Raw genomic sequence first — 23,153 nt, 5'->3', positions numbered from 1 at the left:
CCAAATCATGAGCAGGAAAACCAGTTTACAGCCGATTTCCCGGCGCCGGTTTGTGGGCGGAACGCTAGCTGGCGGAGCCCTGGTTGGCGGTGCCGCATTCATCGGCCTTAACAGCCCGGCTTCTGGCGTCTTCATGCCGGAGAAATTTAGCGCCGGTGCTGTTGCCGGCGGTGCGGGCGGCACATGCAGCCATCTGCACGCGGCGATGGCGGATGCGCTTTCGCAGACCATCGCCGATCCGTCGATCGGTGCTGAAGCAACCGCCCGGGCAATCCGTACCAGTTTCTGTCCGTGCTGTGATACGCAGATCGGTGCTGCGGCCCGGTTTGAAGCATCGGGAGTGGCAGCATGAGCGACGTTGAAAATACCGTATCGCGCCGCCGCTTTTTAAAGCAGGGATCGGTTTTCGGCCTGACTATCGTTGCGGCCGGCGCATCCCTCAATAGCGTGCGGTCTGATCCGGCGCAGGGCATTCGCAGCAAGGCCGTTGCCGGAACAGCTTTGCCGCCGGTCTATGTTTTTGCCAGCGATCCCCGGGCAAGCCGGCCTGGTTTTGAGGTGCTTCCGGGCTGAATGAAAACAAGCGCCGGGCACGTCAAATCTGTCCGGCGCCGCAGCGGGCTGTCATGCTGGCGTTACATCTTTTTACTTGCCTAGCCTACGGCAAGCAGCGATGATTGGCCTGTTCGGGCATATTGCGAACATGAAGACGACTGGAAGACCGAAGTAGAATCGTGATGGGAAATTCCACAGGAATGGATCATCATCCGAATGCGTACCGGACACGCAAGTTTCCTTGTCCGGTTGCATCCCAGGTGAGCATGCCCCGGGTGATTTATCCCCGGGCAGCAGCGCCCCGGCTCATGAAGCCCTTGGCGCACAAGACCGGGATGACAAGGTATCTGCCTTTCTTCGACATAGTGCTCTGCCTGCCACGAGCCGGCTTGCCGGCGCAACTGCCGTTGCCTGCGATGAGGGCTGCGGCGTAACGATCGAAAAAAGGAACCAGATATGGCGATCACCGGAACGGTAAAGTTCTTCAACACCGACAAGGGCTATGGCTTCATCAAGCCGGATGACGGCAGCAAGGACATTTTTGTCCACATATCCGCCGTTCAGGCTTCTGGCCTAACCGAACTTACCGAAAACCAGAAAGTGTCGTTCGAAACGGAAGAAGATGCCCGCGGCAAGGGGCCGAAGGCGATAAACCTGCAGGCAGTATAGGCCGTTCTGCACACATCGCCCAAAGGGCGGTTGCAGGGGGAGTGATCAGCGCTCCCGCCAGTCATGTTTTGCCTTCATGCGTTCGACGCTGTCGCGCACCATGGTTTCCAGTGCGCCGGTGTCGTTTCTGGACAGATTGGTAAGGTAGAGGCAGGACACCGTATGGCGGTGCGGGCCCAGGCGTGCCAGCTCCTCTTCATAGGCTGAAAATCCCGGCATGATATAGATGGCTGTGTACTGCTTGCGCGGGGAAAAGCCGGTCAGAAAAAAATCGCCCTCACGGCCGCTGTCATAGCGGTAGTGATAGCGGCCAAAGCCGATGATCGCGCTGGCGGGACCGCCTGCCAGGCCGCTGCCCCAGAGGACAGGCGGCAGGCCGGTCCATCGCTCGAACAGCGGCAGAAGGGTTTGCGCATCGCGCTTGCGGGTTGCGTGCTCAACCTTCTCGATAAACGCTTTGGGACTGCCCGCCATGGGGCGTGTCTTGTTCTCGCTCACCCTTCACCTCCAAAGCACATGACAGCGCCTGAGTGCATGATACCTCATCCTGCAGCGGAAGCCAGTTCGCCGCCGGCGGCGCGCCGCGGTTTCGCCGGCCGCGAGCGCAGCAGGATAAACACCATGATCGCCATGTTGATGATGTTCCAGGCAATGCCGTGGATAAAGGCCATTCGGTAGGAGCCGGTCAGATCGAATATGAAACCCGACGCCCAGCCGCCGACGGCCATGCCGCCCACCGTTGCAACCATCACGACACCAATGCGTTTTCCCGCTTCTTCGGCCGGCAGGTACTCGCGCACGATGATGGCGTAGCTGGGAACGATACCGCCCTGGGAAAGGCCGAAGATCAGAGAAACGACATAGAGCGAAACGAGGCCGTTGAAGGGAATGTACAAGAACAGCGCCAGGCCCTGCAGCACGGAACCGATCAGCAGGGTTGGAACGCCGCCAATGCGGTCTGCCAGAAAGCCGGAAAGCAGGCGGCTGGCAATGCCGGCTGCCAGCATCAGCGACAGCATTTCCGCGCCGACGCCCGCACCAAAGCCGAGGTCGACGCAATAGGCAACGATGTGAACCTGAGGCATGGCCATCGCCATGCAGCAGCCGAAGCCTGCCACGAGCAGCAGCGCGGTAAGCTGCCAGGACTTGAGCGGAATGGTCTTGTGCGGCGGTTCGAGCGTCATGCGCCCGGCCGGCCCTTTCTGCTTTTGCCGCAACAGGAAGGCAACCGGCAGAATGAGCACGAAACAGGCAACCGCAATGATCAGGAAGGCAAAGCGCCAGCCTTCATCGGCAATCGGTCCCTTCAACACAAGCGGCCACAGCGTGCCGGAAACATAGTTGCCGCAGGCGGTGGCCGCGATGGCAATCCCCCGGTAGCGGCGGAACCAGTGAGAGACATCTGCAATGAGGGGCCCGAAGCCGGCGCCGGTGGCAAAGCCTATGGGCAATTGCAGGGCCGCGAACACCCAGATGTTGGGCGCCAGGGTGGACAGCGCGTAGCACACCGAGGCCACCAAGGCGGAGGCTGCCAGGATCGGCGCGATGCCGTATCGGTCCACCCAACTGCCAAGCACCAGATTGCCGAGCGCAAAACCCACCATCGCCATGGTAAAGGCGGCGGATGCATCGGCACGGTCCACACCATAGTCGGTCTGGATGTTTGGCAGAACCAGAATGGCCGCCCACATGCCGATGTTGATCACGGTGCCCGCGATGATGCACAGGGTCAGCCGCAGCCAGGCGGCGGAGCCATCGACCGGCGGCCGGGTATGGGAATCACCAGTTCTCATTGGTTATCAACCCGCACTCCGCTGGCATCCCATTTTCCAACGGTTGCACATTCAATCAGATATTGGGCGGCTGACCCTTCGCAGACAATTTTGGCGGCAGCATCAAGATCGGCTTCCGCCTGCCAGCCGCACAGATAGACGTGCCAGTGAGGCCCTTCCTTGTGCTGCACGAACACATCGGCGCTCCAGCCGGCCGGAAAACACCATTTCACACGCAGGCAATCGCGGGCTTCAGCGCCTGATTCCATGCACCGTTGGCGGGCGCATTCAAAGCCGCGATCGGCATTTTGCGAAAAGCACATGCCGCTGCCCTGTTCGGGCGCTTCCACGAAGGCAACGCCAAGGGGGCCATCCTGTGCGGCGGCGCTGGTGTGGAAGACAAGGCCGGTGGCAAAGGCTGAGAGAATTACCGCTGCAACTGGTGTAAACCGCATGGGTTTCATCCTGCTCTGCTCCTGCTGGCATCAGCCGTGTTCGCGTTGCCATGCCGCTATGGACAATCGACCCACATCACGGCATAACCGCCGCCAAGTCAAACCGGAAATGCAGGCTCCGCGATGTTGCTCTTCAAGCAGATTTTCACCTGGTGGAACGGCTCGACCTGGGGAACGAGATTTTACACCTGGCTCAAGGGAACCAGGGTGGGCGAGGACGAGTTCGGCAACGTCTATTATGAAGGCGATGGCGGGCGCCGCTGGGTGCAGTATAACGGCCTGGCGGAAGCCAGTTCCATTCCTCCCGGCTGGCACGGCTGGATGCATTATCGCGTGGACACGCCGCCAACTGAGGAAGACTACAGGAAACGGGATTGGGAGCTTGAGCACCGTGCCAACCCGACCGGTACGGGTGCTGCCTATTATCCCAAAGGCTCCATGGCCAATCCCCAGGAGCGCCCGGAAGTTACCGGCGACTACGAGGCCTGGCGTCCGTAACCGGGAACAGTTTCTGCGAGAAGAGGCATTTGATGCTCACGGGTGAGGCAAGCGCACCGGAGGGAGTACGGCTTTATGCGGTCGGCGACACCCATGGCCATCTTGCCCTGGCGCAGGAGCTGTTCGGGATTATCGAGGAAGACCTTGCCCGGGCGTCCGTAGCCCATCACCGTATCATCATGCTTGGCGATTATTGCGATAGGGGACCGGACACCAGCGGCCTGATCGATTTCCTGATCGCACAGGCCAGCTGCCACGACATGGTGTTTTTGCTTGGCAATCACGACCAGCGAATGCTCGAATTCGCCGAGGGTATTGACGAGGCCCCCTTCAATTTCTTCCGCTATGGCGGGCTTGAGACGCTCCAGTCCTACGGCATTGAACCGGAGGACGATGCGGCGTGGCCGGCAGCTTCGCGCGCGCTGTCACGGGCACTTCCCGCCTCTCATCGCAAATTTCTGTCGTCATTGTCGCTTTTTCATGAGGAAGGCGGATATTTTTTTGCCCATGCCGGGGTGAAGCCGGGGGTTGGGCTTGGCAATCAGCAGGCGAAGGATCTGATCTGGATCCGGCACGAGTTTCTTCAACATCAGGGCGATTTCGGCAAGGTGGTGGTGCACGGGCATACGCCATGGGACCGGGTCGACATTCAGCCCAACCGGATCAATGTGGACACCGGCGCCTATGAAAGCGGTATCCTGAGTTGCGTGGTGCTGGAGGGAAACACCATCCGCGTTCTGCAAACCGGCAGCAAGGCAGGCCAGGTCACGGCCTCGTAAGCAGGATTGAAATGGCACGGAAGCCTCCTTGGAACTGCCGTAAAGACAGGCTATAGACGCGACCACCAACCAGCAGGGCAACTGAATCGCCTGCTGTGAAAATTCAATGTGCGGCCCTGATGATGCAATCCAGACAGCAATCGCGAACCATGCGCAACGAACAACGCAACACCGGCAAGGGGCGGCTCTTGCGGGCAGTGTTGCTGGCCGCCGCCGCGGCGGTGTTGCCGTTTGAAGGTGTGGCCAATGACAAGACGGCCAACCGGGTTGCGGTGTTTTCCGGCATCGACAAGATCACCGGCCGCATCCATACCTTTGATGTCTATATCGATGAGACTGTGCAGTTTGGCGCGCTGCAGGTAACGCCGCGGGTGTGCTATTCTCGGCCCAAGACCGAAACGCCGAAGACCACCACCTTTGTCGAGGTTGACGAAATCACGCTGGATTCCAACATCCGGCGCATTTTCACCGGCTGGATGTTTGCCGACAGTCCGGGCCTGAACGCGGTCGAGCACCCCGTCTATGACATCTGGCTGAAGGACTGCAAAATGGAGTCCGAGGTGCCGCCGCCCTCATAGGGAAAGAAATCGGCAGGCGCCTGCACGGCTTCTTCCAATAGCTGCGAGTATTCCTCGCGCGGGATATCGATGGCGCCGAAGCGCTTGAGATGATCGGTGGTGAACTGGGTGTCGAGCAGTCTGAACCCGCCTGCTTTCATGCGGTGGACCAGATGCACCAGCGCCACCTTTGAGGCATCGCGCTGGCGCGAAAACATGCTTTCGCCAAAAAAGGCGGCGCCCAGCCGCACGCCGTAAAGGCCACCAACCAGTTCATCGTCTTTCCAGCACTCCACGCTGTGGGCATTGCCGAGCAGGTGCAGTTCGCCGTACAGGCGCTTGATGCGCTCGTTGATCCAGGTTGTCCGGCGATCCGGCGTTTGTGCGCTGCAGGCTTCCATGACCTGGTGGAAGGCGGTGTCGATGCGCACGTCAAACAGGTTTTTGCGCAGTGTTTTTCGCAGGCTGGAGGGAATGTGGAACGCATCCAGCGGAATGACGCCGCGCATTTCCGGTTCAACCCAGAACAGGCCTGGATCGTCTGCGGATTCGGCCATCGGAAAAATGCCGCAGGCATAGGCCTTCAGCAAAACCTGCGGCGTGATTTCAAGCAGAATGTCCTGGGTTCCGGCCATGGCTCTTCTTTGTCGCTATGTGCCTGAAATAGCGATTTATATTGCGGGCGACAATAGCAGTGGCCGGTCAGGAGTCCTGGCGGGCAGCGAGGTATTTTTCCAGCCAGTGGATGTCGTAATTGCCGGCCGCGATGTCCGGATTGGTGACAAGATCGCGAAACAGCGGCAAGGTGGTCTCAATGCCGTCGACGACGAACTCGTCGAGCGCGCGGTGCAGGCGGCGCATGCATTCTTCGCGGGTGCGGGCGTGAACGATCAGCTTGCCGATCAGGCTGTCATAGTGCGGGGGGATGGAATATCCCTGATAGACACCTGAATCGACCCGAACGCCCAGCCCGCCGGGGGATGGTAATAGCTGATCTTGCCCGGTGAGGGGACGAAAGTTTCAGGATGCTCGGCATTGATGCGGCATTCGATGGCATGGCCGGAGAAGATGACATCCTCCTGGCTCACCGAAAGGCCTTCGCCGGCAGCCACCCGCAACTGTTCGTTGACCAGATCGATGCGGGTGATCATTTCGGTGATCGGGTGTTCCACCTGCAGGCGGGTGTTCATCTCGATGAAATAGAATTCGCCGTCTTCCCAAAGGAATTCCACGGTCCCGGCGCCCGAATAGCCCATGCCCTGAACGGCCTTGGCGCAGATTTCACCGATCTTGCGGCGGTCTGCTTCGCCCAGCACCGGGGAGGGCGCTTCCTCCCATACCTTCTGGTGACGGCGCTGCAGGGAGCAGTCGCGCTCGCCAAGGTGAATGCCGCCGCCCTTGCCGTCGCCCATTACCTGAACTTCGATGTGGCGCGGTTTGGAAAGGTATTTTTCGATATAAACCGCATCATCGCCAAAAGCGGCGCCTGCTTCACTGCGGGCGGTGTGAAATGCCTGGGACAGTTCAGATTCGCTTGTGGCGACCTTCATGCCGCGCCCGCCACCGCCGGCAGCAGCCTTGATGATCACCGGATAGCCGATGTCAGCGGCAATGCGCTTGGCCGATTTCTCGTCGGTCACGCCACCTTCAGAACCCGGCACAACGGGAATGCCGAGGCGTTTTGCCGTAATCTTGGCCTCGATCTTGTCGCCCATGATGCGGATGTGTTCGGCAGAAGGTCCGATGAAGGTGATGTCATGGGCTTCCAGGATCTCGGCGAATTTCGCGTTTTCCGACAGGAAACCGTAACCGGGGTGGATTGCGTCTGCACCCGTAATCTCGCACGCTGCCATGATCTCGTGCATGTTGAGATAGCTTTTCTTCGACTGCGGGGGCCGATGCACACGCTTTCATCGGCAAGGCGCACATGCATTGCCGTTTCGTCCGCGGTGGAGTGAACGGCGACGGTGGGAATTTCAAGCTCGCGGCAGGCGCGCAGAATGCGCAGGGCGATCTCGCCGCGGTTGGCAATGAGAACTTTCTTGAACATCCCTGGCTACCTCGCAGGAAACAGCGGCTGCATTACTCGATGATCAGCAGCGGTTCGCCATATTCGACGGGCTGCGAGTCCTCGACCAGGATGCGCGAAACCGTGCCGGCCTTGGTCGCGGCGATCTGGTTCATGGTCTTCATCGCCTCGACGATCATGACTGTCTGGCCCGCCTTGACGCTATCGCCCACCTTCACAAACGGGTCAGAGCCCGGAGCGGGGCAATGATAGGCAGTGCCGACCATGGGCGACGTCACAGCGCCGGGATGGTTTTCGTCGTCCTGGGCTGCAGCGGCGGGGGCAGCGGCAGGCTGGGCAGGCGCAGGTGCTGCAACGGCAGGGGCAGCAACCTCGACAGCACGCGGCGCCGCATGGCGCGCGATGCGGATGCGCAGGTCATCCTGCTCAACCTCGATTTCGCTTAGTTCGGTTTCTTTCAGGAGTTCCGCCAGTTCGCGGATCATTTCCTGATCGATGGCGTTCTTTTTCGACATGTGTGTCCCATCCGGTGGCGCGGTACAGCCATTCCCCGTAAAACCGGTGCGCGGGTTGGTAAAGGCACCGGGGCAGGCCGTCGGATAATTCAGTTAAACCGCAACAGACTGCGCACGGCACGGCGTACCAGGTAATTTGATCCCGGCGGTTATACAGACAGCGCCGTTGGAGGGAAAGGGTTTTCGCGCGGCAGAGCCGGCCGAAGGCTCCTTTTCACCAGAAAAGGTTACCGGGCCGGCGAACCATGGAAATGGGCGCCGGTTTTACCCGCCTTCGCCGGTTTGTTCCTCGATCAGCGGCATCAGGCGGTCATAGCCGACGGCGCCGAACACGACGTCATCGCCAATCACATAGGAGGGGGTTCCGGTAATGCCCAGTCCGTCGGCGATGGAATAAATTTCGCTGAAGGCGGCCATGGTATCCGGATTGGCAAGGTCATCGACCAGCTTCTTGCGGTCGGCGCCGAGAAACTGGGCAATTTCCAGTGCCACATCGCCATCCTTGCGGCCTTCATGGCTCAGCAACTGACGGTGAAACTCCGCATAAATATCGGGAAAGTTGCGCGCTACGCTCAAGGACACGCGGTGGGCGGCAAGCGAAGCCTCGCCGAGGACGGGAAATTCCTTGAGGATGAATTTGACGTCCTTGTTTTCCTCAAGTATGCGCTCCATGTCAGCCAGGGCACGGCGGCAGAACCCGCAATTATAGTCGAAGAACTCAACCACCGTGATCGGCGCATCCGGGTCGCCGATGACCATCTGGTGTTTGGAGTTGAAAATGGTGCCGGCGCGCTCCTGCAGGGTATCCTTCTGCTGGGCAAGCCGCATTTCCTCCTGTTTTTGCTCCAGTGCCTGCTGGACTTCCAGCATGATCTCGGGATTTGCAAGCAGGTATTCGCGAACGATCTTCTCCACCTCGGCCCGGTCAAGTTCAGCGGCCATGGCCTGATTACCGGCGCCCGGTGCCGGCAGGAGCAGTGTCAATGCAAGGGCTGCCGCAGCCAGGCTTCGGCCGGCAAAATTGCGCAGGGTCGAGTATTGGACGGAAGATGGTGTCATGAACGATATCCCTGATCGGGTTATGCAGTCAGCCCTTGGCTGCGTGCAATCTAGAAGCGTTTCTTCTTCTTCGGCTTGTACAGAACAATGTCCTGCATGCGAACCCATTGCGGTGAATTCTTCTTCAAACCTTTTTGAGCGCGAAAGGCGAACTGTTTTGCTTCCTTGTAGCGGCCGACAAGAAACCGCTGTTCTGCAGTGGCGGCAAGGGCTTCCGCCTCCCGTCCGAGCTTGGCATAGGCACGGGCAAGAAATTCATAGCCTGAAACGGTTTTCCGGTCGCGGGCAAGGCCGGCCTTGATCTGCTTAATCGCCTCGGCAATGTTTTCGCGCTTGCCGGTTTCCAGCAGCACATGGCCGTATTGGACACGCAGCAGGCCGGATTTGAAGGGATCGAGCTGGATGGCCTTGCGCATGGGGGCGACCGCCTTGCCGGCCTGGCGGCTCTTCAGCAGTATTTCCGCCTTGATTTCATACAGATAGGCGTGATTTGGCATCTTCTGAATCAATTTGTCGATAACCCGCAAGGCGCTTTTCACATCGCCGCGCAGATATTGCGCGATGGCGGTGCCATAGAGGGCGGGAAGGCTGTTGGGCCTGTCCCTGAACAGCCGCCGGACCTGGCCAAGCCCGCCCGCATAGGCGGCAATCTTGGCGCGCGCCATGTCGTGGCGGATTTGCAGTGCCTCGGGATCGGGCCTGTTAAAGCTCGGCGACTGGCGCACAACGGTTTGAAGCAGGGCAATGCGGGCGCGGGGCAGGGGGTGGCTCTGGATGTAGGGGTCGATGCGCGAGGAGGAAAACAGCAATTGGGAACCCAGCCGCTCGAACGTCTTGAGCATGCCGGCGCCGGACTGGCCGGTTTTTTCCAGCAGGGTGACGGCTGCGCGGTCAGCGGCAGTTTCCTCTTCGCGCTGATAGGAAAGCAGCGTGCGTTTGAGCGTATTGCCGCCGCCCGAAATGATGGCCTGTCCGGCTGCATCGCCCAGATCGCCGCCTGCCACCATTGCGCCGGCGCCAAGCAGGGCACCAACGGCCGCCAGCACCTGGGCCCGCTCCAGCCGGTCGCGCATTCTGACCTGATGGCCGCCGATGATATGGCCGGTTTCGTGAGCGATCACGCCGATGATCTCATTGGGAACATCGGCCTGCATCAAGGCGCCGGTATGAATGAACATCCGGCGGTCGGTGACGAATGCATTAAAGGCGGGATTGTGCACCAGATAGACGTCGACCGCACCCTTTCCAAGGCCGGCGGCAGCAAATATCGGTGCAGTGTAGGATTTCAGCAGCCCCTCAATCTCCGCATCGCGCACCAGCGGCAGGCGCTGCGCCCAGCCGGTATTCGGCATCGCAAGGACAAGGATCAGGAAAATGGCAGAAAGGACGGATAAAACCGGCCTGCTTGGGTGTGCTGGCGTGGCGGGGAGGTGAGAAATGGATTTTATTGCTTCAAGCGGCATGGTTGTTCCGGTCGCCGAAAATCTGAATTGGGCGAAAACACGATTGAAACTAGGACACCGCGCATGTGGCGACAAGGTGGCAAGTGGCAAGCAGGGCATGGAAATCCATCCATGCCCTGCTGCTCAAACATTGTTTTTGCCTTATGCTGTTTGCAAAACCGGAAGCGTAATCAGCTCAGAAAGCCGCTCCAGCCTGGCTGACTTTCGCCGGAGGCGGCTTCTTCGCCATCAGCAACTTCATCGCCATCTTTCTTGACCCGCCGGGTATTGCGGCGCTGAACCTTTCGCGGTGGCGCCGTTTCGCGGGGAGAATCGTCAGCAACAGCCTCGCTGGCGGTATCGGTGTCTGATTCTTCGGCCGCAACTTTCGCCTTTTTTCCGGGACGGCCAGTGCGCCGTTTGGCGCGGCGGGCTTCGGCATCCGCTTCGTCTTCTTCGCTCTGCGGATCGGCTGAAGGCGTGTCGGCTTTTGCAGCCTTTTTGCCATCCTGCGATTCGCCGGCATCTGCTGATTTTGAGCGGCGTGTGCGGCGGCGGCTTGCGCTTTCTGCTGCCGGTTCCTCCGTGGAGGCCGCATTGCCGTTTGCAGCATCATCGGCTTCCCCGGATACATCGCTGCTTGTGTCCCGCGCACTCTGGGCATCGTTGCGGTCACCGCCGGCTTCGCGGTCAGTCTCGCGGCCGGTGTCGCGATCACGCTCACGATCCTTGTCCCTGCCACGGCCACGGCGGCGGCGCCCGCGCTTGTTGCGCCCGTCCTCGTCCTCATTGTCTTCATCTTCACTGTCGTGATCGAACGGCGTGCTGCCATGCATCATGTTGACGGCGGCCGATCCCGGTTCACCGGTTGCCGGATCGCCTTTTTCGAACGAATAGTCCTGGTCCCCGATGTCGTGGTCGGCTTCGATGATGATCTGCAGGCCGAAGCGCTGCTCCATCGAACTGAGCGCCCGCCGCTTGGTGTTGAGAATATACATGGCCATCGATGGAGAGACCTTGACCGAAACATCGTTGCGGCTGTTGCGGTTGAGGTGGTCCTCCAGTGCCCGCAGGATCAACAGTGCCAACGAGGACTGCGAACGCACATGGCCAACGCCGTGGCATGTCGGGCAGACTGCCATGGTGCTTTCCAGAACGCTGGCACGAATGCGCTGGCGCGACATTTCCAGCAGTCCAAAATGGGAGATATGGCCGACCTGGATGCGGGCGCGGTCGCTCTTCAGGCATTCCTTGAGTTTGCGCTCGACCGAGCGGTTGTTGCGCTTTTCCTCCATGTCGATGAAGTCGATGACAATGAGGCCAGCAAGATCGCGCAAGCGCAGTTGCCGGGCAATTTCCTCGGCCGCTTCCAGATTGGTCTGCAGGGCGGTTGCCTCGATGGAATGCTCGCGGGTTGACTTGCCGGAGTTCACGTCGATGGCAACCAGTGCTTCGGTCTGGTTGATGATCAGATAGCCGCCGGATTTCAGCGTTACCTGCGGTGTTACCATCTTCTCGAGCTGGCTTTCGATGCTGTAGCGCGAGAGGATCGGCTGGTCGCCCTTGTAGAGCTTCACGTTCTTTTCATGACTCGGCATGAGCATGTTCATGAAGTCGCGGGCTTCCTGATAGCCGGCCTCACCGGAAACCACGATCTCGCCGATATCCTTGTTGTAAAGATCGCGGATGGAGCGCTTGATCAGGCTGCCTTCCTCATAGACCAGGATCGGTGCGGTGGAAGCCAGTGTCAGGTTGCGTACATTGTCCCACAGCCGCATCAGGTAGTCGAAGTCGCGCTGGATTTCCTCCTGCTCGCGGGAGGCACCGGCGGTGCGCAGAATAACCCCCATGCCCTTGGGCACGTCGAGCGCCTGGGCAATGCTCTTGAGCCGCTTGCGGTCAGCCGGATTGGTGATCTTGCGGGAAATCCCGCCGCCTCGGGCGGTGTTGGGCATCAGTACCGAATAACGGCCGGCGAGCGACAGATAGGTGGTAAGCGCTGCCCCCTTGTTGCCGCGTTCTTCCTTGACGACCTGAACCAGCATGACCTGGCGGCGTCGAACGACCTCCTGGATCTTGTATTGCCGGCGCGGGCGCTTGATGCGGCCTTCTTCCAGGGCATCGTCCTGACCGACCGATTCGATCACGCCGCCATTTGCCTCATGGCCGTTTGCGTCGGACTGGTCAGCGCCGTTGTCGCCGTCTTCCGGCTTTGCTTGCTTGCCGGTCGTCTCGTCACCTGCCTCTTCCCGGGCCTTCTTGCGCCGCCGCGGGCGGCGGGCCTTTTTCGGCGCTTCAGCGGCCTCTTCGCCGGAGGAAGCAGCTTCCGCCGTTTCTTCTTCCGGCTTTTCGGTGTCTTTTTCGGCTTCCTTGGCTTTCTTGGACCTGGAGCGCGTTCTCTTCGGCTTTTCCTTCTCCGGTTCGGAGTCATCGTTTTCGCCGCTTTCGGCCCCGGCGCTCACGGCTTCATCCTCCGCTTTTTTCTTGCGGGATCTGGTGGCGCGGGGCTTGCGCTTTTTGGGTTCGGAAGCTGCTTCAGCGTCGGTTTCACCGGCACCTTCGTGTTCCGCGCCGTCGGTGCTGCGCTCGTCCTCGGCATCATCGTCTGCCGGTGGTGCGGGTTCGGAGACCGAATCGGTTTCCATCATCGCAGCAATGGTCTTGCTGCCGTCTTCTGCGTCCGCTTTGCTGCCGTCCGCGCTGTCTTCAGCATCGCCGGCGGATTTCTTGCGGGCGGTTTTGCGGGTGCGCGGTTTTGCGGCGGCACGGGGTTTGCGCTTCGGCTTTTTGGGTTTTTCAGCTTCCTCCGCTTCGCTATCGGCAATATCAGCCGAAGCATCAGCGCCGGAAGGTTCTTCACCGGCATCTGCCTCTGCTGTCTCGGTATCTGCATCCTCTGCTGCCGCCCCTTTGGCCGGCTTTTCCGCCTTGGAGCGCCTGGAACGGCGGCGGGACCGCTTCGGCGCGGGGGCTTCTTCCCCATCGCCGTCGTCATCGGCATCGATCAGCGCATCAGCCTCTTCCTGGGCTTCAGCCTCGGCTGCGACGGCCTCCTCCTCGGCAAGCAGCGCCTGCCGGTCGGCTGCCGGAATCTGGTAGTAGTCAGGATGGATTTCGGAAAAGGCGAGAAAACCGTGCCGGTTTCCGCCATAGTCGACAAACGCCGCCTGCAGCGACGGTTCGACCCGTGTTACCTTTGCAAGATAGATGTTGCCGCGGAGCTGTTTGCGCTCCTGGGCCTCGAAATCAAATTCCTCAATTCGGTTTCCACGGACCACCACGACCCGGGTTTCTTCCGGGTGGGAGGCATCTATCAACATTTTGTTGCTGGCCATTGAATAAGTTCTCCGCAGGCGCGGAGCGGAAAATGCTGTGTCTTTGTGTGTCGATCATCTGTCGTACCGCAGCATGTCCATACCGCGCCCGGTTGGGGCGGCGGCGGATGTCAGTTTCCGGCTTGCGCCTGTCTCGTTGTAAATGTGGCGTGCAAAGCGGGAGGCCAGGGCAAGCTGGCGGCCTTCGATGCCGCCGGGGATGAGGAAATTCTCCCCACTTGTCCCTGTTGTTGTTATAACCGCTTCCATTCCCGCACGCCGTTTTGGCTTCATGATTAACCGGACTTGCCGGCTGGTGAGTTCGCAGGCCCGTACAATGTGACGGCCTGCGGTTAATCGATGCAATCCGGCTCCTCAACTCCGGAGTTGACACGAAATCCTGTCTGAAGACGGGCGCTTGCCTGAACCGATGCCCAGTGGTGGCGCACACGGTGGAAATGACGCGGTTAGTATCGAACCGATCAAAAAATGATCAAAATACTGGCGTCTGGTTCCGCCATCGGCGCCCCGTAAACCGCAACGGCAGATGATCTGCAGCGTTCCGGCAAGGACGATCCCGTTTCATTTTCAGACATAAGCCCAAAGCGGCCATTAAACAAGACCATTCATGGCGCGGTGCGAAAATGGCGGGAAATTGCGGGCTGGGACGGGGGCAGGCATTCTCGACAAGGGGCTGCCAATGGCCTAACAGGCCTCAATCTGTGCCAAATCGCGGCGATTCGGCTGTAAATCAGAATTGGCCCGGCAGTCATATCGATGTTCATACAGGTGATGTTCAGGCGGACGCATTGATGTTCCAGCGGGACGAAGACCATAACCAAAAGGAACGGAACTCCCTTCTTGCCATGAGGGAAGCAACAGTCAGGTTTTGCCGGAAAATATGCTTGATATCCGGTTCGCCGGCAGGCGTGCTGGCCGTCATCTTGTTCGCCATTATGGCCGTTGCCGCCAGTTTTCCGCCGGGGTTTGGAGCTGCCGCGTTTGCCCAGGCGAAGGCTGCGAGCGGTGAAGGGGATACCCGGCCGGCAACCGTTGCCTATGACGGCAAGCTTGAGGCGTGGGAAAAACAAACAGCCCTTGTTTTGAAGTTTGACGGCAAACCCGACTACCGGCTGTTCTTCATGGACCGGCCGGACCGGCTGGTGCTTGAGTTTAATGAAATCACACTGGGCTTTGATCAGAATTTCGCCAAGCGAACCGGCGGTCTTGTTCGCCAGCTCCGCTTCGGCTCCATCACGGCGGACCGCTCAAGGCTTGTGCTGGCGCTTGCCGCGGGGGCGGAAATCCGCGAGCAGGCGCTTGAAGCCGACGCGCAAACGGGCCGCTACAGCCTGCGTATCGTTCTGGGAGAAATCGATCAGGCGCTGTTTTCCAAACGGGTGGCCGAACAGCATGCGCTGCTGGGCACCAGCGGAGAAGCGGTGGTCAAGGGCGGGCGTGTGCGGTCCGGCCCCAAGCGCGAAGGCTATTTCACCATCGTGCTCGACCCGGGCCATGGTGGTATCGACGGCGGCGCGAAAGGCCGCACGACCGATGTCGCCGAGAAGGACGTTACCCTTTCGGTCGCCCTTCAACTGGGCCAGTTGTTGGAGAAGGCCGGGCCTTTTCACGTGTTTTACACGCGCGATGACGATGTGTTCATATCGCTGAGGGAGCGCCAGGCGGTTGCGCGGCGTGAAAATGCGGATCTGATGATCTCCATCCATGCCGATGCTTTGCGCCAGACTTATGTGCGGGGGGCGACGATTTATACGCTGGCTGACAAGGCATCGGACGCACTTGCCCAGCAAGTTGCCGATTCTGAAAATCTTGCTGACGTGGTGGCAGGCCTTGCGGCGCCGGAAGAAAGCGATGTGGTGACCGACATCCTTGCCGATCTGACCTTGCGCGAGACCACCCATTTTTCCCGTGCGTTTTCCAGCATGCTGGCGCGCAAGATGCGCGACCGGGTCAACCTGATCAACAACCCGCAACGGGCCGCTTCCTTTGCCGTATTGAAGAATGCGGAAGTCCCCAGCGTATTGCTGGAACTGGGATATCTGTCCAACAGCAAGGACGAGCGCCTGATGGCGGACCCTGCATGGCAATTGAAAGTTGCCGGTATTGTCAGCGAAGCGGTGGCTGATTTCTTTTCCGGCCGGCAGCCCCGCAACAGCGGGAACTAACGAGGAATTTGCCGGCGTTTGTTGATGGTTGATAGGGTAATTCTTAATGTGGCATTAACCATGTTTATGTGATGAATGGTATGCGGTGTCAGATTGCAGCCACATTGTTGGCCGAAAGCAGGCGCCAGCGTGCCATGGCCACCCAGTGCGGCACCCAATCCGGCATGCGGTGCCGGCAGGAATCAGCTAAGCGATGCGGCAGGTTTGGACATTCAGGCCGGAAACGGCTAGACCGCCACGATGCTTACGATACGTAATCCGGCAAGGTCGGACGGGCGAGGTTAGATTTACCCCATGATTTTGCGGCTCATCGGATATCTGTTCGGTATAGGCACGCTGCTTGGCCTGGTCGTTCTGGCTGGCGTCGCCTGGTATGTGTCCGAACTGTCCAAGGATTTGCCCGACTACGAGGTGCTGAACGCGTATGAGCCGCCTGTGACAACGCGTTTTCATGCTGGAGACGGTGCGCTGATGGCCGAATATGCCCGCGAAAGGCGGCTGTATCTGCCCATTCAGGCAATTCCGAACCTGGTCAAGAGCGCGTTTCTTTCTGCTGAAGACAAGAATTTTTATTCCCATCCGGGCATCGACCCGGAAGGGCTTGCCCGAGCTGTCATCACCAATGTGCGCAATATCGGCACCAACCGCCGATCGATCGGCGCCTCGACGATTACCCAGCAGGTGGCAAAAAACTTCCTGCTTTCCAATGAGCGGACCATTGACCGCAAGATCAAGGAAGCCATTCTGGCGCTGCGTATCGAGCAGGCTTATTCGAAAGACCGCATTCTGGAACTGTACCTGAACGAGATTTTCCTGGGGCTCGGTTCCTATGGCGTGCCCGGTGCGTCGCTTACCTATTTCGACAAGTCGGTCAACCAGCTCAAACTGCACGAAGCGGCCTATCTTGCCGCATTGCCAAAGGCGCCGAACAACTATCACCCGTTCAACAAGACGGAAGCTGCGCTTGAGCGCCGCAACTGGGTGATCGACCGCATGGTGGCCAATGGCTATGTCACCATGGAGGAGGCCGATGAGGCCAAGGCCAAGCCGCTGGATGTCAATCCGCGCCGCCGCTCGACCTATCTGGCGGCTTCGGAGTATTTCTCCGAGGAAGTGCGCCGCGAGATCATCGACCGCTATGGCGAGGATGCGCTGTATGAGGGCGGGCTTTCGGTGCGCACGACACTTGATCCGGAAATCCAGCGCATGGCGCGCAGGGCGCTGCAGAACGGCCTTATCAACTTTGACACGCAGCGCGGTTACCGCGGCCCCGTGACCCAGATCGAACTGGGGGAAGACTGGGGCAAGGCGCTGGGCGAGGTAAGCGGGCTGTCCGATGTGCCGGAATGGAAGCTGGCCGTTGTGCTGGGAGTGGGCGAACAGGAAGCTTCCATCGGCCTGCAGCCAAAGCGCAATGTCTCCGGCGGCCTGTCGGAAGAGCGCAAGCTGGGCCGCATCACGCTGGAAAACATGGCATGGGCGAAAAAGGTCGTCGACAGCGCGGGCAAGGCCCGCAGTGTGAAAACTGCCGACCAGATTCTTCAAACCGGCGATGTGGTATTTGTCGAGGCAGTGGCGGAAAACCAGGCCGGAGAATACAAGCTCAGGCAGCCGCCTGAAGTACAGGGCGCAATGGTGGTCATGGACCCCCATACAGGCCGTGTGCTTGCCCTGGTTGGGGGTTCTCCTTTTCCCAATCCCAGTTCAACCGGGCAACACAGGCCTACCGCCAGCCCGGCTCGTCGTTCAAGCCGTTCGTCTACGCGGCGGCCCTCGACAATGGGTATACCCCGTCATCGGTGGTGCTTGATGCGCCCATCAAGGTTGATCAGGGATCGGCGCTGGGCATCTGGGAACCGAAAAACTACGGCAAGGGATATGCCGGCCCGTCGACCTTGCGGCTGGGCATCGAAAAATCACGCAACCTGATGACGGTTCGTCTTGCCAAGGACATGGGCATGCCGCTGGTTGCCGAATATGCCGAGCGCTTTGGTATCTATGACGACATGCTGCCGGTGCTGGCGATGTCGCTGGGGTCCGGCGAGACGACCGTGCTGCGCATGGTTGCGGCCTATTCGGTGCTTGCCAATGGCGGCCGGCAGGTCAAACCTTCCACGATCGACCGAATTCAGGACCGCTACGGCAAGACCATCTTCAAATACGAAGACCGCATTTGCGAGACCTGTTCCGCCGATGCCTGGACCGGACAGGAAGAACCCGAACTGGTCGACACCCGCGAACAGGTGCTCGATCCGATGACGGCCTATCAGATCACCTCGATGATGGAAGGGGTGGTGCAGCGCGGTACAGCCCAGTCCGTCAAGGCGCTTGAACGGCCGGTGGCCGGCAAAACCGGTACCACCAATGACGAAAAGGATGCCTGGTTCGTCGGCTATACGCCCGATCTCGTTGCAGGCGTGTATATCGGCTTTGACAATCCGCGGCCGATGGGGCGCGGCAACACAGGCGGACAACTGGCTGCCCCTGTCTTCACCGAATTCATGGCCGCTGCCAATGAAGGCAAACCACCGGTCGACTTCCGTGTTCCCAAGGGCATCAAGCTCATTCCGATCAACGCCAAGACAGGCCTTGAGGCGAGTGCCGGCCAGCCGGGCGTTATTCTGGAGGCATTCAAGCCGGGCACGGCGCCGCCGACCATCTTTACGGTGATCGGTTTCGAGGACATGGTGGGCGATGCCAACATTACCGTGTCGCCGGATGCCAACCGGGCCATTCTTTCAGGTACCGGCGGTCTTTACTGATCTGCCAGTGAGTCTTTACTGATCTGATTGTCGGGAACCTGTCGAAGCGCCTGCCGGCGGGCGGCGGCGAATTTGTGCCATTCCCGCGCGCAAGCTGTATTCGGCAGTTTACAAGCGCAATCTGCTCGCATATTCAGGCGCTCGATCCAGATCAATTCACCTCACCCACAAAATTGCATTAGCGGGACAAAGGTTCAAATGCGTGCGGAAATCCAATCCATTGTCGATGAAATCAAGCAGTCGGTCGGGCTGCTGAGGAGGCATCTTTGACTGGGACAAGTCCCTTGCCCGCCTGAAAGAACTCAACGCCAAGGCCGAGGACCCCGAACTGTGGAACGATCCGGATCAGGCCCAGAAGCTGATGCGCGAACGCCAGCATCTGGAAAAGAGCATCAACACCATCCAGTCGATCCAGAGCGAGCTTGACGATCAGGTGGGGTTGATCGAACTGGGCGAGGAAGAGGGCGATGAGGGCGTTGTCGCCGAGGCTGAGGCTGCCCTGCAAACCTTGCACAAGGATCTTGGAAAACGCCAGATCGACGCGCTTTTGTCCGGCGAGATGGACAGCGCCAATGCCTTCGTGGAAATTCATGCCGGGGCGGGCGGTACGGAAAGCCAGGACTGGGCTTCCATGCTGCTGCGCATGTATACGCGCTGGGCGGAGCAAAGCGGCTACAAGGTCGAGGTTCAATACGTCAACGATGGCGAGGAAGCCGGCATCAAGGGGGCTTCGATCCTGGTGCGCGGCGAGAATGCCTATGGCTGGCTGAAGACCGAATCCGGCGTGCACCGTCTGGTGCGCATTTCACCCTATGACAGCCAGGCGCGCCGCCATACCTCGTTTTCGTCTGTGTGGGTTTATCCTGAAATTGACGACAATGTGGAGATCGAAATCCAGGACAAGGATATCCGGATCGATACCTTCCGCTCGTCGGGCGCCGGCGGGCAGCATGTGAACACGACGGATTCTGCGGTTCGCATCACCCACATGCCGACCGGCATCGTGGTCACTTCATCGGAAAAATCCCAGCACCAGAACCGGGCCAATGCCATGAAGGCATTGAGGGCAAGGCTGTACGATGTGGAGATGAAGAAACGCCAGGAATCGATCCAGGAACAGCATGAGGCGAAATCCGAGATCGGCTGGGGCCACCAAATCCGCTCCTACGTGCTGCAGCCCTATCAGCTGGTCAAGGACCTGCGCACCGGGGTGGAAAATACCTCGCCGGATGCGGTGCTGGGCGGAGATCTTACTGCCTTCATGGAAGCTTCGCTCATCCACCAGATTACCGGCAGCGAAGGCGAAGTCGCCGATATCGAATAACCTGGCAGGGTTAGGCTGTATCGACATTCAGGATTTGGAGCGCGGTGTGGGGAAAATCGTTCAATTCCAGGAGCGGGACCAATGCCAGGTCGCTATCCTTTCGAGGTTCCGCGACGCTGAAGCGTGCGATTTTCATCCTATTCTTGCAGAACGCGGCGGATTTTGCCCCTGGCATCGTTGAAAACCCGTTGGTGGTGGGGCCCACCACGGCGGTTTTTTCGCCTTGCCAGAGACGGAATCCGTCTCGCGCCGCGTCCGAAACCTAGAGCGTGGCGATTTCCCGGCCGGCCTTCAGAAATCTGGACGGGTTGGCAGGTTTTTTGTGGCGGCGGACTTCATAATGCAGATGCGGGCCGGTACTGCGGCCGGTGCTACCGACCTTTCCGATCCTTTCGCCCGGTTTTACCGTTGCACCCTTTTTGACAGTGATGCGGCTTAGATGGGCATAGCGGGTGGTGATCCCGTTGCCGTGGTCGATTTCCACCATCAGGCCGTAGCCGCCCTTGCGTCCTGCATGGATGACGCGCCCGCTGCCAGTTGCCTTGACGGGCGTGCCGCGGGCCGCGCGAAAATCAATCCCGGCGTGGAAAGCGGAACGGCGATTGAAGGGGTCGAGGCGGTTGCCGAAGCGGCTGGTGATCTTTGCGCCGGGCAGGGGATTTGCCACGGGCAGCTTCATGGCCTTTGTCTTCAGCCTTGCCAGCGTATCCAGGGAAAGCGCGACGTTTTCGGCAAGGTCCTCAAACGCCATGCCGCTGGCGGCGACGAACGGACCGCCGGTATTTGCCGTCATGTCTGCCGGCAGGGGAACCTTGAGTTTTTGATATACGGCCGCGAGCTGTTCCATGCGCTGGCGGGCGGCGGTCTGCAGGGCCTTCAGGCTGGCGGTCTGGCGCATGCCCACCGCGCCAATCTGCTCGCGCACATCCTCAAACATGTGCTGGGTTGTGATTGCCGGATTGCCGGCAGCATTACCGGTTGGCAGCTGCGCTGCGGCCAGTTTGCGGCTCATATCCTGGCCAAGACCGATGGCCGTGCCGCTCTGGCCGGCAAAAGTCGAGCCGCGAAGGAAGGAACCGGCATCCGCCAGGGCGACGATGGTCGGACGGCGGGTGCCGGATGCGCCGATTGAGCCGGTTGTAACAGATTCGATTTCCGCCTTTTGCTCGGGTTTTTGTGTTTGCGGCACCTCAAGGCCCTGCTTGCGCGCCTTCTCGATCAGGCCGTCCAGGGCGCCATTGCGGCCGGTCAGCATTTCCTGCTGGCGCATCAGGGCTGCCACCTTGGCTTCGACGGCCTGCTGGTCCAGCAACTGGCGCGAGGTGATGCGGTCGACGCGCGAGCGAAGGGCTGCAATGCGGTCTTCATATTCATGCTGCATCCGGGCCTGGCGGATCAGCGTGCCGGCAACCAGATCCTCGCGGAAGGCAAGATAGGCCGTGGCCCCGATGTAGCCGGTCATGAAGGTGCAGAAAAGAACAGCAGACAGGATCAGGATGTTTGCGGAGACACGGTATTCGCGAACCGTGCCATTGGTTGTGATGACGACCCGGTTTTCCCTGCGCCCGAACTGGCGGGGCTCCCTAACTTCACTCATTGAACAACACCCGATACCTTGCCAATACTCATGTAGCGGCCCCGAAAGCAGGGTCCGGTCAGGCCAAGTGTTGCCGAATATGGTTAACAAAGGCTTCAGGGAGCATGCACCCGGCAGGCGGCAAGGCCAGGTCAGTTTCCCGCCGGTGAAAGCGTGCGGTAGAAGAGCGGGGTAATGCCGCTTTTTGCCCGGGCAAGATCGTTGAAGGGGGGCTTTAAGGGCCCCCGGAAATGGCGCCTTACCATTGCCTGGAACGAGGCAGCCGGCTCGATGTTGTTTTTGTGGCACAAAAAGCGGAACCATTTGGCGCCGACCGCCACATGTCCCTTTTCATCCTCATAGATGATGCGGAAGATTTCGGCGGTTTTTAAATCTCCCGTTTCGCTGATGTGGCGTATCAGAGAAGGGGTAATATCGAGGCCGCGTGCTTCCAGCACCAGCGGCACGATTGCAAGGCGGGCCATCAGGTCGTGGCCGGTGCGCTGTGCTGCTTCCCAGAGCCCGTCATGGGCCGGAAGGTCGCCATAGGTCGCGTCAAAATCCCCAAGACGGGCGCGCAGCAGGCCGAAGTGTTTGGCCTCCTCACGCGCCACCATCACCCAGCCGTCATAGAAGGAACGCGGCATGGAAAGACGGGCAAAGCGCGCTATGATGTCGAGCGCCAGATCGATGGCATTGAGCTCGATATGGGCAATGGCGTGCAGCAGTGCGATCATTCCCCTGCGGCTGCGGATCGAGCGCCGGGGCACAAGATGGGGTGGCACCAGGTCTGGCTTCTTGGGCCTGCCGGGCCGATCGGGCGGCAACAAGCTTGCCGCATGGCTTGTGGTGAGCGACAATTGCCGCGCTTCCCAGCGGCTTGCCAGGTCTTGCGTACGGCGGCACTTTTCATCGAGATCGGATGCGGCCAGGGCGGCAATCGCCGCCGATGCAAGGCATGAAGGCCTTTCCTTGCCGGACGTGTGGTGAAGCGTTCCCAACGCAGCCTGCCTTTTCAGACGAGTTCTTTGGCCGCTTTCAACACGTCGGCGACATGGCCGGGAACTTTCACCTTGCGCCATGCCTTCAAAATGGTGCCGTCGGCTGCGATCAGGAAGGTCGAGCGTTCCACGCCCATATATTTGCGGCCATACATGCTCTTTTCGACCCACACGCCATAGTCGGAAAGCGTTTTCTTTTCCTCATCGGAAACCAGAACGGTTTGAAGGCCGTGCTTTTCACGGAACTTGTCGTGTTTCTTCACCGGATCGGGCGACATGCCGATCACCTTGACGTCAAGCCTTTGGAAATCCGGCAGGGCGGCAGTAAAATCGATTGCCTCGGCAGTGCAGCCCGACGTGTCGTCCTTGGGGTAGAAAAACAGCACGACGGCTTTGCCTGAAAGCGCCGACAGCTTCACATTTTCCGCCCCTGCCGCAGGAAGGTCAAAATCAGGTGCTTTGTCACCAATATCGGGGCGTGAAGCTGTATCTGCCATGATGTTCTCCGTGTCGTATCGTGTTTTGGGGTTACGGATACAGGATTGCCAGGCGGCAGGAAACGAGCCTGTCGCGGCAATGCACAGTTTATGACCTGGCGGTGCTCGGCACGATCGGGCCGCTGCAACACCCAAAACGTGATCGCGGTCCCTGTTTGGCGTT

General features: G+C 59.7%; 20 protein-coding genes and 2 pseudogenes. 9 read left to right on the top strand and 13 right to left on the bottom strand.

Annotation, left to right across the window (positions count from 1 at the left end):
* Positions 1–7: 7 nt before the first annotated feature.
* The 3 genes from BVL55_RS08690 to BVL55_RS08680 all read left to right on the top strand — a co-directional run bounded on the left by BVL55_RS08690 (position 8) and on the right by BVL55_RS08680 (position 1,224).
* Positions 8–352, top strand: a complete 345-nt coding sequence (locus tag BVL55_RS08690; RefSeq protein ID WP_075996554.1) for a twin-arginine translocation signal domain-containing protein — start codon at positions 8–10, stop codon at positions 350–352.
* Positions 349–573 carry a twin-arginine translocation signal domain-containing protein gene (locus BVL55_RS08685; protein ID WP_075996553.1) on the top strand — a complete coding sequence of 75 codons (225 nt, stop codon included), beginning with the start codon at positions 349–351 and terminating at the stop codon, positions 571–573. Before BVL55_RS08690 ends, BVL55_RS08685 begins: the two co-directional genes overlap by 4 nt.
* 438 nt (positions 574–1,011) lie before the next feature.
* Positions 1,012–1,224: a cold-shock protein gene (locus BVL55_RS08680; protein ID WP_075996552.1), complete on the top strand. Its 213-nt coding sequence runs from the start codon at positions 1,012–1,014 to the stop codon at positions 1,222–1,224.
* Between the two features lie 45 nt (positions 1,225–1,269).
* Here the strand turns inward: BVL55_RS08680 and BVL55_RS08675 are convergent, their stop codons facing one another.
* From BVL55_RS08675 to BVL55_RS08665, 3 genes are read right to left on the bottom strand one after another with little or no spacing between them, the layout of a single operon-like run.
* Complete coding sequence (locus tag BVL55_RS08675) at positions 1,270–1,722, bottom strand: DUF1801 domain-containing protein (protein WP_205410776.1); 453 nt, start codon at positions 1,720–1,722, stop codon at positions 1,270–1,272.
* Between the two features lie 44 nt (positions 1,723–1,766).
* Entirely contained in the window at positions 1,767–3,017 is a 1,251-nt protein-coding gene (locus BVL55_RS08670; RefSeq protein ID WP_075996550.1) for an MFS transporter, read from the bottom strand.
* A complete protein-coding gene (locus BVL55_RS08665; protein WP_205410775.1) occupies positions 3,014–3,451 on the bottom strand; it encodes a hypothetical protein in 438 nt (145 codons plus the stop codon). The genes BVL55_RS08670 and BVL55_RS08665 overlap by 4 nt, the downstream gene beginning before the upstream one ends.
* Positions 3,452–3,574: 123 nt before the next feature.
* On the opposite strand from BVL55_RS08665, the gene BVL55_RS08660 reads away from it, so the two are divergent.
* The 3 genes from BVL55_RS08660 to BVL55_RS08650 all read left to right on the top strand — a co-directional run bounded on the left by BVL55_RS08660 (position 3,575) and on the right by BVL55_RS08650 (position 5,306).
* Positions 3,575–3,949, top strand: coding sequence for an NADH:ubiquinone oxidoreductase subunit NDUFA12 (locus tag BVL55_RS08660; protein WP_075996548.1), 375 nt, complete (start codon positions 3,575–3,577; stop codon positions 3,947–3,949).
* Positions 3,950–3,981: 32 nt separating this feature from the next.
* Positions 3,982–4,728, top strand: coding sequence for a metallophosphoesterase (locus tag BVL55_RS08655; RefSeq protein ID WP_075996547.1), 747 nt, complete (start codon positions 3,982–3,984; stop codon positions 4,726–4,728).
* Between the two features lie 149 nt (positions 4,729–4,877).
* Positions 4,878–5,306: a DUF2155 domain-containing protein gene (locus BVL55_RS08650; RefSeq protein WP_075998032.1), complete on the top strand. Its 429-nt coding sequence runs from the start codon at positions 4,878–4,880 to the stop codon at positions 5,304–5,306.
* Here BVL55_RS08650 and aat read toward each other — a convergent pair.
* The 7 genes and pseudogenes from aat to BVL55_RS08615 form a co-directional block, all read right to left on the bottom strand.
* Positions 5,249–5,920: a leucyl/phenylalanyl-tRNA--protein transferase gene (gene aat / locus BVL55_RS08645; RefSeq protein ID WP_075996546.1), complete on the bottom strand. Its 672-nt coding sequence runs from the start codon at positions 5,918–5,920 to the stop codon at positions 5,249–5,251. The two genes, BVL55_RS08650 and aat, sit on opposite strands and share 58 nt — an antisense overlap.
* A 67-nt stretch (positions 5,921–5,987) precedes the next feature.
* A pseudogene (gene accC / locus BVL55_RS08640) lies at positions 5,988–7,335 on the bottom strand (acetyl-CoA carboxylase biotin carboxylase subunit).
* Positions 7,336–7,367: 32 nt separating this feature from the next.
* Complete coding sequence (gene accB, locus BVL55_RS08635) at positions 7,368–7,829, bottom strand: acetyl-CoA carboxylase biotin carboxyl carrier protein (RefSeq protein ID WP_075996545.1); 462 nt, start codon at positions 7,827–7,829, stop codon at positions 7,368–7,370.
* 264 nt (positions 7,830–8,093) lie between these two features.
* Positions 8,094–8,888: a DsbA family protein gene (locus BVL55_RS08630; RefSeq protein WP_075996544.1), complete on the bottom strand. Its 795-nt coding sequence runs from the start codon at positions 8,886–8,888 to the stop codon at positions 8,094–8,096.
* A gap of 50 nt (positions 8,889–8,938) precedes the next feature.
* Complete coding sequence (locus tag BVL55_RS08625; protein WP_075998031.1) at positions 8,939–10,240, bottom strand: M48 family metalloprotease; 1,302 nt, start codon at positions 10,238–10,240, stop codon at positions 8,939–8,941.
* 281 nt (positions 10,241–10,521) lie between these two features.
* The gene (locus tag BVL55_RS08620) at positions 10,522–13,665 is read right to left on the bottom strand and encodes an Rne/Rng family ribonuclease (protein ID WP_075996543.1); all 3,144 of its coding nucleotides are present in this window, start codon (positions 13,663–13,665) and stop codon (positions 10,522–10,524) included.
* A 54-nt stretch (positions 13,666–13,719) separates the two neighbouring features.
* Positions 13,720–13,938 carry a hypothetical protein gene (locus tag BVL55_RS08615; RefSeq protein WP_156892482.1) on the bottom strand — a complete coding sequence of 73 codons (219 nt, stop codon included), beginning with the start codon at positions 13,936–13,938 and terminating at the stop codon, positions 13,720–13,722.
* Positions 13,939–14,549: 611 nt separating this feature from the next.
* On the opposite strand from BVL55_RS08615, the gene BVL55_RS08610 reads away from it, so the two are divergent.
* The 3 genes and pseudogenes from BVL55_RS08610 (at position 14,550) to prfB (ending at position 19,916) form a co-directional block, all read left to right on the top strand.
* Positions 14,550–15,830: an N-acetylmuramoyl-L-alanine amidase gene (locus tag BVL55_RS08610; RefSeq protein WP_162841477.1), complete on the top strand. Its 1,281-nt coding sequence runs from the start codon at positions 14,550–14,552 to the stop codon at positions 15,828–15,830.
* A 297-nt stretch (positions 15,831–16,127) separates the two neighbouring features.
* Positions 16,128–18,592: pseudogene (locus BVL55_RS08605) on the top strand (penicillin-binding protein 1A).
* 198 nt (positions 18,593–18,790) lie between these two features.
* Positions 18,791–19,916, top strand: a protein-coding gene (gene prfB, locus BVL55_RS08600) for a peptide chain release factor 2 (RefSeq protein WP_156892481.1) whose coding sequence is annotated in 2 segments (ribosomal slippage) — positions 18,791–18,859 and positions 18,861–19,916 — 1,125 coding nt in all. Because the reading frame shifts where the segments join, the coding sequence is not laid out codon by codon here.
* A gap of 262 nt (positions 19,917–20,178) precedes the next feature.
* On the opposite strand, the gene BVL55_RS08595 is transcribed toward prfB, so the two are convergent.
* The 3 genes from BVL55_RS08595 to BVL55_RS08585 form a co-directional block, all read right to left on the bottom strand.
* A complete protein-coding gene (locus BVL55_RS08595) occupies positions 20,179–21,513 on the bottom strand; it encodes a M23 family metallopeptidase (protein WP_075996539.1) in 1,335 nt (444 codons plus the stop codon).
* Positions 21,514–21,644: 131 nt separating this feature from the next.
* On the bottom strand, positions 21,645–22,493 hold the full coding sequence (locus BVL55_RS08590; protein ID WP_244530472.1) for a ferritin-like domain-containing protein: 849 nt from the start codon (positions 22,491–22,493) through the stop codon (positions 21,645–21,647).
* A 14-nt stretch (positions 22,494–22,507) separates the two neighbouring features.
* Positions 22,508–22,990: a peroxiredoxin gene (locus tag BVL55_RS08585; protein WP_075996538.1), complete on the bottom strand. Its 483-nt coding sequence runs from the start codon at positions 22,988–22,990 to the stop codon at positions 22,508–22,510.
* Positions 22,991–23,153: the final 163 nt, after the last annotated feature.

Source organism: Salaquimonas pukyongi, assembly GCF_001953055.1.
Lineage (GTDB): Bacteria > Pseudomonadota > Alphaproteobacteria > Rhizobiales > Rhizobiaceae > Salaquimonas > Salaquimonas pukyongi.
Note: the sequence above shows the minus strand (reverse complement) of the source record. Positions and strands in the feature narration are given on the sequence as shown.